11 protein-coding genes are annotated in these 12,025 nt (G+C 57.1%); 2 read left to right on the top strand and 9 right to left on the bottom strand.

From position 1 onward, the window contains the following. Nucleotides 1-825 precede the first annotated feature (825 nt). From KO116_RS19745 to dksA, 5 genes are all read right to left on the bottom strand, one after another. Complete coding sequence (locus KO116_RS19745; RefSeq protein ID WP_035562748.1) at nucleotides 826-2,214, bottom strand: sigma-54-dependent transcriptional regulator; 1,389 nt, start codon at nucleotides 2,212-2,214, stop codon at nucleotides 826-828. Further along, nucleotides 2,192-5,140 (bottom strand): ATP-binding protein, encoded by a 2,949-nt coding sequence (locus tag KO116_RS19740; protein ID WP_035562804.1) that lies wholly within the window; start codon nucleotides 5,138-5,140, stop codon nucleotides 2,192-2,194. Before KO116_RS19740 ends, KO116_RS19745 begins: the two co-directional genes overlap by 23 nt. Before the next feature lies 1 nt (nucleotide 5,141). Continuing rightward, entirely contained in the window at nucleotides 5,142-5,318 is a 177-nt protein-coding gene (locus KO116_RS25530) for a hypothetical protein (RefSeq protein ID WP_007111811.1), read from the bottom strand. A 1-nt stretch (nucleotide 5,319) separates the two neighbouring features. Beyond that, complete coding sequence (gene gluQRS / locus KO116_RS19730) at nucleotides 5,320-6,231, bottom strand: tRNA glutamyl-Q(34) synthetase GluQRS (RefSeq protein WP_035562751.1); 912 nt, start codon at nucleotides 6,229-6,231, stop codon at nucleotides 5,320-5,322. A gap of 101 nt (nucleotides 6,232-6,332) precedes the next feature. Then, nucleotides 6,333-6,770 (bottom strand): RNA polymerase-binding protein DksA, encoded by a 438-nt coding sequence (gene dksA, locus KO116_RS19725; protein WP_007111809.1) that lies wholly within the window; start codon nucleotides 6,768-6,770, stop codon nucleotides 6,333-6,335. Between the two features lie 214 nt (nucleotides 6,771-6,984). Between dksA and KO116_RS19720 the strand changes: the two genes are divergently transcribed. Both KO116_RS19720 and sfsA read left to right on the top strand, forming a co-directional pair. Continuing rightward, nucleotides 6,985-8,145: an aminotransferase class I/II-fold pyridoxal phosphate-dependent enzyme gene (locus tag KO116_RS19720; protein WP_035562754.1), complete on the top strand. Its 1,161-nt coding sequence runs from the start codon at nucleotides 6,985-6,987 to the stop codon at nucleotides 8,143-8,145. Then, complete coding sequence (gene sfsA / locus KO116_RS19715; RefSeq protein ID WP_200897113.1) at nucleotides 8,145-8,873, top strand: DNA/RNA nuclease SfsA; 729 nt, start codon at nucleotides 8,145-8,147, stop codon at nucleotides 8,871-8,873. Before KO116_RS19720 ends, sfsA begins: the two co-directional genes overlap by 1 nt. Nucleotides 8,874-9,070: 197 nt before the next feature. Here sfsA and KO116_RS19710 read toward each other — a convergent pair whose 3' ends face one another. From KO116_RS19710 to KO116_RS19695, 4 genes are all read right to left on the bottom strand, one after another. Continuing rightward, nucleotides 9,071-9,520, bottom strand: a complete 450-nt coding sequence (locus KO116_RS19710) for a DUF4426 domain-containing protein (RefSeq protein ID WP_035562760.1) — start codon at nucleotides 9,518-9,520, stop codon at nucleotides 9,071-9,073. A gap of 39 nt (nucleotides 9,521-9,559) precedes the next feature. Then, the gene (metW, locus tag KO116_RS19705; protein WP_035562807.1) at nucleotides 9,560-10,153 is read right to left on the bottom strand and encodes a methionine biosynthesis protein MetW; all 594 of its coding nucleotides are present in this window, start codon (nucleotides 10,151-10,153) and stop codon (nucleotides 9,560-9,562) included. Continuing rightward, entirely contained in the window at nucleotides 10,153-11,349 is a 1,197-nt protein-coding gene (gene metX, locus KO116_RS19700) for a homoserine O-succinyltransferase MetX (RefSeq protein ID WP_035562763.1), read from the bottom strand. Before metX ends, metW begins: the two co-directional genes overlap by 1 nt. Before the next feature lie 66 nt (nucleotides 11,350-11,415). Then, on the bottom strand, nucleotides 11,416-12,009 hold the full coding sequence (locus KO116_RS19695; RefSeq protein WP_035562766.1) for a YggT family protein: 594 nt from the start codon (nucleotides 12,007-12,009) through the stop codon (nucleotides 11,416-11,418). Nucleotides 12,010-12,025 lie beyond the last annotated feature (16 nt).

Raw genomic sequence — 12,025 nt, 5'->3', positions numbered from 1 at the left:
AACATAAACAATTAGTGGCTGAGTGTAGCCGACCCTTGATGGCTTGCAAAGAGCGGCTTGCAAAGAGCGGTTTGCAAAGCACTTGATGCTAACGTGTGTAAACTCAAGTCCCAGACACGGAAAAGGGAGGCTAAGAGAGCCTCCCCTATTAAGCAATTAATCAGCGTCCATGCTGCTGTTTTTCTTCATGATGGCACATCGCCCTGAATACGCACCGCAGTCGGTAGGCGTAAGGATCACGATAGTTCCGACCGCCTCGTATTCAAAACAATAATCCAACCGCGAACTATTCTCCCCCCGGGGAATTATTATTGGCGCCGGGGTGCACACACTGACTGCTATTGTTGTTGTTAGGATGCAAATTGTTGTGTACGTCGCGTCCTTATCGGGCTACTTACTACATTATTGTTGTTGTCAGCGCCTGTGTTGCTTGCGCCAGCAAGTAATGAGACTCAAGCCTATTGTTCTTGTTAGTACCTTTATCTCTACCTGACCTTGTTGTTTTTGTTGTGGCTCAGGTTAGGGCGAGGTCGTTTTGTTTTTGTTGGTGACCTACCGCTATGCCCAGTTTGTTTTTCTTACTCAGTAATACTGCAGGCGGTGTGCCACCTGTTTGATAAATTATAAATTTCAAAAGGTTGGCGTTTTTTAAAATAAAGAGGAACTTTGCAGCTCGATAAGTGTTACCCCTTTTGCGGCCGTTTGTGCACGTTGTTGTGTGGGAAGGTAACAGTGCCGGCGTCGCCACAAATAGATAATTTCTTATTCAAATCAGTGTATTAGACGATAGTCTTAGGTGGATGCTTAAGGCCGTTTCCTAAGCCTTTAACCTGGGCGACGAGCGGTTTTTTTACGCGGTATACCAAGCCGCTGGCGCCGTTCCCAAAGGTTTTTCCGGCTGATACCAAGTTTTTGGGCTAGCTCGGTTTCACTCATTTGATCCTGATGTTCGAGCACAAAGTGCTGAAAGTAATCTTCTAAAGAGAGGTCATCTTCATTCTCATCAGCGATTTTGTCTGGGCTGCCACCGGTAGGCGAGGTGTTATTGGATGGTGCATGAGGGCGAGCCGTAATGGGCGCCAGGCCCAAGTCATCCGGATGTATCAAGTGTCCTTCAGCAAGAATCACCCCGCGTTCCAGGGCGTTTTCCAACTCACGCACATTGCCCGGCCAAGGGTAGTCGCGTAGGTCTTGGCGGGCTGCACGGGATAGGCGTAGCCCCGTGCGTTCGTGACGCTTACACGCCTTATCGAGCAGAATATCGGCGATCTCCAGCACGTCATCTTCACGCTCGCGCAGCGGCGGCAGCTCGATCTGCATCACGTTCAAACGGTAGTAAAGGTCGAGGCGGAACTCGCCGGTTTTTGACAGCGCACGTAGGTCCCGGTGGGTAGCGGCAATCAAGCGGACGTTAACGTGGCGGGTTTCTACCGAGCCAATTTTACGGATTTCACCCTCTTGCAGTACGCGTAACAGACGCGCCTGAGCATCGAGCGGTAGCTCGCCAATCTCATCCAAAAACAGCGTGCCGCCGTCGGCGGCTTCCACCAAGCCGGTGCGCGCCGCGCTGGCGCCGGTAAAGGCGCCTTTTTCGTGCCCAAACAGTTCGGATTCAATCAGCGTTTCGGGAATCGCCGCACAGTTCACGCTGATAAGCGGCGCTTTGGCCCGCTTGCTTTGTTGGTGAATAGCGCGTGCCACGAGCTCTTTGCCGGTGCCCGACTCGCCTAGAATCAAGACGGTGACATCCGCTGGTGCGGTTTTACGAATGCGGGTGTAAACCTGCTGCATGGCAACGCAGTTGCCGATCATGGTTTGTCGACTGCCGCCTGCATCGGTGATATCCGGCGGCGGACTCTGCTGGTTTGACTGCTTGTGCAGGATCCGCTCAACGGTTTCCAGCAGCTCGGCGTGGTCAAACGGTTTAGCAACGTAGTCCACGGCCCCCAGTTTGAGCGCTTCGACTGCGGAACGCATGCTGGCGTAGCTGGTCATGATCAGTACTGGCACGGGCGCCGCAGCGGCAATCAAGGAAGTGCCTGGCTCGCCCGGCAAGCGGAGATCGCTGATGATGAGATCAAACCCTGTGAGTTCAAGCTGGCAGGCCTCCTCAGCACTGCCTGCTTCGCTGACCGTATAGTCGTTGCGTTCCAGTAGTCGCTTTAACGCGCTGCGAATAATCGCTTCATCTTCAACAATCAGAATCCTGGGCATGAGCTGGCTGATCATCCTGTTGGTAAAGCGGCAGCCAGAGCGTAATGGCGGTGCCGCGAGGCTGTCCGGGCGGTGGCGAGGCCACGTCTATCTTACCCTGGTGTTCGTTGATAATCTGATAAGCCAGTGAAAGGCCCAGGCCGGTGCCTTCGCCTGCTGGCTTGGTAGTGGTAAAGGGCTCGAATAGATGCCCGCGCACTCGTGGATCTATGCCCTGGCCGTTATCGGTTATCCGCCACCAGGCAAGCTGCTCGTGGCGCCCTGCGGTGATGTGAACTTCTCCCCCCTGGGTGCAGGCATCCCGGGCATTGCTCAGCAGGTTGACCATCACTTGCGTTAATCGCTGGGCATCGCCGCGTACCACCACATCGTCAGGCGTTTCATTGGTTAAGGTAACATCCTCTCCCGAGCGGGCGAGGTGGATCAAGTGCAGTGCATCTTCGCTAATCGATGCGAGCGCCACAGGCGAGGCCGGGAGCGGCACCGATTGGCGCCCTCCATGAGCAAACCCCACCAGTGAGTTAACGATTTTGGTGACCCGTTGGGTTAGCTGCTGGATTTGATCGGCAGTTTCCAGCAGGGCGGGGTCGTTGGTGTCGTAGCGTAGATTTTGCGCCAGCGACGAGATGCCGGTAATCGGGTTGCCAATTTCGTGGGCGACGCCGGCGGCTAACTGGCCGATAGAGGCAAGGCGAGCAGCATGCACCAACTCATCTTCCAACCACTTCATTTCGGTATGGTCTTCAATCAGAATAACGCTGCCGCCACGGCTGTCATTGCCGCTGAGAATCGCTTTGTGCAGGGTCAAAAAATAGTCTTTACCGTGCAGCGTGACCGCCTGTTTGTAGAGCGGTGTTGACGTGGTCTTTAACACGCTGCCCAGCAGTCTTGGCCAGGGGGCGGGCAGGCTATCACGGCGCGAGCCAATCACGCTTTCACCGCTAATACCCGAAAGTTGTGAGAGCGCCTGATTCCACATTAACAGCTCATCGTCATCGCCCAGGACGCACAGCCCCACCGGTAAATACGCTAGGGTTTGGCGGTGGTGGCGGCGCAAACCGTCGAGTTCACGAGCTAACCCTGTTAGCCGTGAGCGGTAGGCTTCCAAGCGGCTTTCAACGAAGTGAATATCGTCAGTTTCCGGGGCGTCGTCGTGGCGGTAGGGTAGATAGCGATCAACAATGTCCCGCGCCACCGATGGCCCCATTAGGCCCGAGAGATTAGCCTGAATACGGTCACGCAAGCGACGCAGCGCGTAAGGGCGGCGCTCCTGGGGGGTAAAGTTGAGCGCTTGCAGGGCCCGGTTAACTTCACGGCTAGCTGCCTCATCGCCGAGGGCGTGGGCTAAATGGGTAGAAAAGTCACTCGCCGTAGCGGCTTCTAGCGGAAAACGCTTGGAGCGAATAACCGCATCGACGGAGCACGCTTCTGCGGCGGACTGCTCCCCTTCAGAAATATGCGTAAACAGCGATACCACAATCAGCAGCAGGATATTGACCGCTAACGAAAGCAGCGTGACGTTGTACCAAACCGGTGCGCCAGTGTCGGTAAGCGGTGTAAAAGGTAGCGTCGGTACCGGTAGCGAAAACATGAGTGGCAGCCATAGACCCCACAGCCATACGCCCACACCTGCGATCAGGCCAATAATCATGCCTTTACGGTTAGCGCCCGGCCAGTAGAGCAGCGCCAGCATGCCAGGCAGGCACTGGGCCATGCCGACAAATGCGGCTAATCCCAAGCCGATGAGACCATGGTGGCGGCCTACCCACTGGTAAAACACCCAGCCGCCGATAATCACCGCGACCACTAAGCCACGGCGCAGCCACAGCAGCCAGCCGTATAGATCACTGCGCGCCTCGGGGGGCCTCGCTACCAGCACAATATGATTAAGCACCATGCCGGAAAGCGCCAGAGCAATCATAATCATGGTGCCGCTGGTGGCGGCTAGTCCGCCGATAAACGCCAGCGCCCCTACCCACCAGTGTTCGCTCATTAGATAGGCGGCATAGGCGGCGATGGGGATGTCGGGATTAACCGACTGCGCGGCCCACCAAATCAACGGCACGGGCAGCGCCATTAGCAGTAGAAACAGCGGCAGCGCCCAGCTCGCTTGTAGCAGGGTATGCCGCGACAGGCTTTCTGCAAAACTGATATGAAATAAGTGCGGCATCATAAACGCCGCCGCAAAAAACAGCAGCAGCAGGGTTCGCCACTGGGCAGGGTCAAGTTTGGGTGTCTGTTGCTGGAGGATAGCGCCTGGTCCCTCCAGCCACAGCTGCAGATCGCCTGGGCCGTCAAACACCATCCATAGCGCCACCACGCCGAGCCCCAGCATGGCCAGCAGTTTAACAATGGATTCAAACGCAATGGCGCTAAGCAGGGTATCGTGGCGACCGTAAGACTGACTGTGGCGGGCACCGAAAATGACCGCAAAGGCGGCAATTACGGCGCAAAAAAGCAGCGCAACGCTACCCCCCGCTTGGCTGGCGGTGATGATATTGATGGCTTCGCTCAGGGTTTGGACTTGAATGCCGAGCAGTGGCAGCACCGCCAGCAGGCTGACGAGGGTGACCAGCGTACCCGCCCACCGGGAGCGAAAGCGAAAGGCAAACAGATCCGCCAGCGACGTTAGTTGATAGGTGCGGGTGATGCGCTGGATAGGCACCAGCAGTACAGGAGCGAGCAAGAAGGCCCCCGCTGCGCCCAGGTAGTAGGCCAGGAAGCCAAACCCCGCGTTGGCCGCCATTTCCACGCTGCCGTAGATTGCCCAGGCGCTGGCATAAACACCCAGAGCAAGGGTGTAAACAATCGGGTGACGGGTAATGCGCACCGGCACCCAGCCACGCTCAACCGCAAAACCGCAGCCAAACAGCAGTGCCAGGTAGCCCAGCCCAAGTAGCAGCACGCCGACTATCTCAACGTGCATCTCAACGTTCATCGAGCTTCCTTTTCTGCTCCAGCCAGAGGGTTAGCGCAATCAAACCACCCCAAATCGCAAACGGTCGGTACCAGGCGGCCTCAGGGTCGCTCCAGCCATTCATTAGTAGCGGAGAGAGCAAGTAACCGCCAAACACCAAAAACAGCATGATGCGGTAGACGTACATATCAATCTCCTGCTGGAGGTGAATGGGGATTTAAACGGTGTGCCGTGGGGCTTAGCCGTGCCAACGACCAGTTCGCTACCGCCCAGTGTAGCTGAGTCGCCTGGGGCTCTGAGGCAAGTTCTTGGGGCGGCGCTTGGTCAAGCGCTTCCAGCGCCTGAAAGAGCTGCTGGCGCACTTCCTGCTTGTCTTCTGCTAGGGCCGGGGCCAGGTTTTGCTTCGAGAGCTTTTGCCCTTCAGCGGTCACAATGAGCGGCAGATGCAGGTAACGCGGCTGTGGTAGCTGAAGCGCACTCTGCAGTTGGCGCTGCCAAGGGGTGTTATCGAGCAAATCCAGCCCGCGTACCACATCGGTAATCTGCTGCTCGGCGTCATCCACTACCACGGCGAGCTGGTACGCCCAGAGGTCATCTTTGCGCTTTAATACCACATCGCCCAGTTCAGCCGGGTCAAACTGCTGCGCGCCAAACAGTCGGTCTTGCCAGCGGATAGGACGCTCGCCACGGTCACTGCGCAGTCGCCATGCCACCGGTTTATTCGCATCGCAAACGCCATCGCGGCACCAGCCGGGGTAGATGTCAAACGCCTGCCACTGCTTACGCGAACAGCTGCAGGGGTAGGCAAAGTCGAGTTGGATAAGTTGGTCAAGCGCCTGTTGGTAAGCATCGCCGCGGTTGTGCTGCCACATTACCGCTTCGTCCCACTCCAGGCCAAAGGTTTCCAGCTGGCGCAGGATAGTGCTCGCCGCACCTTCAGGGCAGCGCGGTGGGTCGATATCTTCAATGCGCACCAGCCACTGCCCATCGGCTGCGCGGGCATCTAAATAGCTGCCTAAGGCGGCGACCAAAGAGCCAAAGTGCAGCGGGCCAGAGGGCGTAGGGGCAAAGCGGCCCCGGTAGCGAGCAAAATCATTCATGGTAGTGTCATTGTTGAGAGAGGCTGATCATTCACAAAAAGCCATTCACAAAAACGGGCACCCTAAGGTGCCCGCGTTCGAGTAGCACGGTCTTTTAGCGCTCAGCCGCCTAGCTGTTTCTCTTTGAGTTCCGCCAGGGTTTTGCAATCCACGCAAAGGGTGGCGGTGGGGCGAGCTTCTAAACGACGAATGCCGATTTCAACGCCGCAGGCTTCGCAGAAACCGTAATCGTCATCATCGATGTTATCTAGCGTTTCGTTAATTTTCTTGAGCAGCTTACGCTCGCGATCCCGGGTACGCAGCTCCAGGCTAAAGCCCTCTTCCTGGGTAGCACGGTCGGCGGGGTCGGCGTAGTTGTTCGCATCTTCCTGCAGGTGGCGTACGGTACGATCCACCTCTTCCATGAGATCCTGTTTCCAATCCAGCAGCAGCTGACGGAAGTGCGCTAGCTGCTGCTCGTTCATATACTCTTCACCCGGCGCTGGCTCATACGGGGTGAAGGACTTGGACGCTTCCGGTTTCTTTTCTGCTACTGGCATGGGACTGCCCCTTACATATGTGACTACTGATCGACCATGAGCGACTGTCACGATCTCACGCCAAAGGGATGCTTGTTTAGCTGAAAAATGGCTGGGTTGCAAGCATAATGGTGCGATTTCGACCATTGTGTTGTGCGCTAAAAAAGTAGTGTCATGTTTTAGTTAGATTTTAATAATACCCCCGATTTTAAAATGATGAGATGAAGGAGCCGTTATGGCCTGGAATTCACGTGTCGATCACGTTGCCCCTTTTCGGGTCATGCATTTGCTGGAAATGGCCCAGGCGCGGGAAGCCGCCGGCCACGATGTGATTCATTTAGAAGTCGGCGAGCCGGATTTTGCTACTCCCGAGCCGATTATCGCTGCCGGGCAGCAGGCGTTGGGCAGTGGCTATACCCGCTATACCCCAGCGGCTGGGCTACCCGCGCTGCGCGAGGCGATCGCCGGGCACTATGCAGAGCATTTTAACGCCGCGGTGGATCCAGCGCGCATTTTGGTAACGCCTGGGGCGTCAGGCGCATTGCTGTTGGCCAGCCAGTTATTAGTCGAAAGCGGCTCGCGGGTGCTGATGGCCGACCCTAACTACCCCTGCAACCGTCACTTTATGGCGTTAGCTGGCGCTGAAATTGATGCGATCTCCGTGGGGCGCGAGAGCGGCTGGCAGCTGGACGCTGGCCTGGTCGCCCAGCATTGGCGTGAGGATACGAGTCTTGCCATGCTGGCATCGCCCTCTAACCCCACCGGCCATACGTTGAGCGCGACACAGCTCTCGGCAGTTCTGACGGCCGTCGCCGAGCGCGAAGGCGAGGTCATCGTCGATGAGATTTATCAGGGCCTTAACTACGACGATGCGCCGCTGTCGGCGACGTCGCTCTCGGCCAACGCCTTTGTGGTCAACAGCTTCTCAAAATATTTTGGTATGACCGGCTGGCGCTTGGGCTGGCTGGTGGCGCCTGAGCATGCGGTGGAGCCATTAACGCGGCTGGCGCAGAATATGTTCCTTGCCGCGCCAACACCTTCACAGCATGCCGCGCTGGCAGCCTTTACGCCGGAATGCCGCGGGATTCTCGAACAACGCCGTGAAACTCTGAAAGAGCGCCGTCAGGTGCTATTGACAGGCTTGGCTAACTTAGGGCTGGCGCCGGATCTACCGCCACAAGGAGCGTTCTATTTATGGCTGGATATCTCCCGCTACAGCCGCGATAGTCAGGCCTTCTGCGAGCGCCTGCTGCTGGAAGAGAACGTGGCGATTACCCCGGGTATTGATTTTGCCGTGCGTGGTGGCGAACACCATGTGCGCATTGCGTTCACCAATGATGTGGCCCGGCTGGAAGAGGCAGTGGCGCGGATTACACGCTTTGTGGGCAGGCTGTGATGCTGGGCTATCCAGCGCTTTTGCCGGGCATACTGCTCAAGCGCTATAAACGATTTCTTGCCGATGTGCGTTTGGATGATGGTCGCGAAGTCGTCGCCCATTGCCCCAATACCGGCTCAATGAAGGCGGTGAACGTGCCAGGGTGCCGAGTGTGGCTGTCACCCAGCGATAACCCTAAGCGCAAGCTTGCCTGGACCTGGGAATTTATCGAACTCCCGCAAGCTGATGGGCAGGTGGCGCTCGCCTCGGTGCATACCGGCCGCGCTAACCGCATCGTGGAAGCGGCGCTGGAGGCGGGTGCTTTGGCACCCTTGGCAGGCTACGCCACTCTGCGCCGGGAGGTGAAAGTGGCCGACGCCCGCCTTGATTTTAGACTGGAGGATCCAGAGCGGGGGCGGGCGTATATCGAGGTGAAGCAGGTCACCCTGAAAGAGGAGGATGGCCACGGCTACTTTCCGGACTCGGTAAGCGTGCGCGGTACCAAGCATCTGCATTCGCTGCGAGTGCTGGCAGAGCAGGGCGAACGGGCAGTGCTGCTGTTTTGTGTTGCCCATGAAGGTATTACTGACGTGGCCGCTGCTGCCCATATCGACGCGACGTACGCAGCAGCTCTGGCGGAGGCCTCGGCCAGCGGGGTGGAAGTGCTGGCCTATGGTATTGAGGTGGTGCGGGAGCAAGAGCGCCCCACTGGCGTGCGATTAACCCGCAGCCTGCCTGTAAGGCTTTAAAGTGGCATGAGCTTGCCGAGGGCAGGTGACGCAAGGGCGCTGTGAACCCTTCCCTGGGCGCTACTTTCGCCATCTGACCGCCATGGATGGCGGAAATGCCGGAATTGTTGGGAACATTTTCCGGCCATGGCGAAAGACCCTTGCTTACACCAACCCTCGGCGCTTTGGATGTTAATTTATATGTTTCTAGGTACGACTTAGCGATCAATATAAAAACGCTGAATAAAGTTAACCGGCTCGGGGGCGGCGTTACGGTCGTAGCGCACGCTTAACTCAAAGCGCATGCTTTCATCTTCACGCATTGTGAAAGGCGCAAGATGGTAGGTGGCATCGCCGTCATGAACGGTACGAAAGCTGAGTGACTCCTGAACCCCGGTTAAGCCGCTCACGTGCCCCTGCACGCTGGCATTAACGGCGCGAGTAATGCCATCCTCCTGTCGCTCACGCACGCTAACATTGACCAAGCCGCGGTTGGCGCTGCGCTGGAGGTTGTTCGCTTGCGCCACTTCAGGCGTCAAAAAGCTGCTGTTCACCGCGCTGTAGTGAATCTCGTAGTCGCCTACAAGGGCGAACTGTTCGGCGTAGGCCGCCGCAGTGGCGAAGAGCGTGCCGACAAGAGCGGCACTGATCATTAATCTGCGGAACATGTCGTGGCTCCTTGGGTTACGTTTAAACGCCATGAAAATCTAGCGTCGGCGAACGCGGAAAATGGCAATCTCACCAAACAGATTGGGCCATAGACGTGATTTCCAGTGGCCTTGATGATCTCCGACACCCACGGCGCGATCAACAATCATCAGGCCCTTCTCACGGCATAGATGCTCAAAGTCATTGAATGTCGACAGGTGTATGTTAGGCGTGTCGTACCAGGCGTGAGGTAGCGACTTGGAGACCGGCATATAGCCGCGCAGACCTAAATGAACACGGTGGCGCCAGTAGGCGAAGTTGGGAAAGGTGATAATGCCCTCTTCGGCGACCCGCAGCATTTCATCCAGCATCTTATCCGGGCGGCGCAGCGCCTGCAGCGCCTGGGTCATGATCACTTGGTCATAGCTGTTATCGCAAAAGCTGCTTAAGCCGTCGTCCAGGTTATGCTCAATCACACTCACGCCACGTTCTACGCAGGCATTAATACCGTCATGGTCGATCTCCAGGCCATAGCCTGTCACGCCTTTATTGCGTGCCAGGGTCTCCAGCAGCTCGCCATCGCCGCAGGCAAGATCAAGCACGTGCGCGCCTTCGGGCACCCAGTCGTAAATCAGTTCAAGATCGGCGCGCATCATGGCGTCTCCTCCGCGCCCGTTTCAGTTAGATTGAGCTCGCGGGCTGCGCGGTTCATAAAGGCGCTGACGATAGCATCGTAGCGTGGCTCTGAGAGTAAGAAAGCATCGTGCCCGTGGGGCGACTCAATGTTGGCGTAGCTCACCGACTTGCCTGCACGGGTAAGGGCGTCGACCAGCTCTCGCGAGCGGGAGGGCGGAAAGCGCCAGTCGGTGGTAAAGCTGACAATCAAGAATGGGCACTGCGCTGGTGCCAGCGCCTGGGCAAAGTCGCCGCCCTGAGTGGCCGCGGGGTCAAAGTAGTCCAGCGCCTTGGTCATCAGCAGGTAGGTGTTGGCATCGAAAGCGGTGGAAAAGGTATCGCCCTGATAACGCAAGTAGGACTCCACCTGAAACTCAACGTCGAAGCCAAAGTTAAGGTCGTCGCTGCGCAGGTCGCGGCCAAACTTGCTGCCCATGGCGTCTTCTGACAGATAGGTAATATGGCCTACCATGCGCGCCAGTTTCAGCCCTCGTTTAGGTACGGTGTCGTGCTCAGCGTACCAGCCGTCAAAAAACTCTGGATCTGAGCGAATCGCCTGGCGAGCCACTTCGTTAAAGGCGATATTCTGTGCCGAGAGCCGGGGCGTTGCGGCAATCACCACCGCGTTAGCGACGCGTTCCGGATAAGTCATGGTCCACTGCATGACTTGCATGCCGCCAAGGCTGCCCCCGACGGCTGCAGCCCAGCGCTCAATGCCCAGCTGGTCGGCAAGTCGCGCTTGGCTGGCGACCCAATCGCTAACCGTCACCATGGGGAATTCGGGCCCCCATTGGCGGCCGGTCTCGGGATTGTGGCTAACCGGCCCGGTGCTGCCGTGGCAGCCACCCAGGTTATTCAGCGAAACAACAAAAAAGCGGTTGGTATCGATCGCTTTGCCGGGGCCAATATGGGCATCCCACCAGCCGGGCTTGCGATCATCCTCGCTATGGTAGCCCGCGGCGTGGTGGTGGCCGGAAAGTGCGTGGCAAATCAGCACGGCGTTGCTACGCTCGGCGTTCAGCGTGCCGTAAGTTTCGTAAATCAGCTCATAGGCAGGCAGCACTTTGCCACACGCAAGTGCGAGGGGCGTGTCGAAACGTGCTACGTGCGGAGTGACAAGGCCGACGGATGTCGTCGGCCGGTCTGCAAAGGCAAGAGTGTCTGAATCAGGCATTGAAGGCGCTAGTCCTGCTGAAGGTTTGCGACTGAATGAATCTTGCTAAATAGGCACTGGCTGCCATCACAACCCAACCAGCGCGCCGGAAATGCCCGCCGCACGAATCATTGAGCCGACCACCAAACCATCAATCAGGTTAATGGCAATAAACACCACGATAGGCGAAAGATCGATCATGCCCAGCGATGGAACCACTTTGCGCACCGGTGCCATAATTGGCTCTACCAGTTGCATCACCAGCAGCGCACCTGGATGACTGGCGTTAGGCGCTACCCAGCTCAAGATGATCATGACAATCATGGCGAAGAAGTAGATTTTTAAAATCGCATTCGCCAAGGCCGCCAGGCCCGCAATCAGCAGGCCTGGAATGGGTGGCATGCCAACGCCGATGACCATGAAAATGGCGACAATGCTGACGACTTTCAAGACAAAGCCTGCCGCCAACGTGGCGAGATCAAAACGACCTGCAACGGGACCTAAAAAGCCCTGAAACAGACCTACTACCGGCTGGGTGATTTTAACCACCGACTGGCTTAACGGGTTGTAGTAATCCGCCCGCGACGCTTGCAGCAGAAAGCGCAGCATGAGTAAAAAGAGGTAAATATTGATCAGGGTATTTACCAGCATTAACCCTGCACTGCCCAATTCATTGCCCATTATTATGTCTCCTTGA

The sequence above is a fragment of the Halomonas sp. KO116 genome (assembly GCF_000734975.2).
Taxonomy (GTDB): domain Bacteria; phylum Pseudomonadota; class Gammaproteobacteria; order Pseudomonadales; family Halomonadaceae; genus Vreelandella; species Vreelandella glaciei.
The sequence above is the reverse complement of the archived record's forward strand: the minus strand, read 5'-3'. Positions and strand labels throughout refer to the sequence as shown.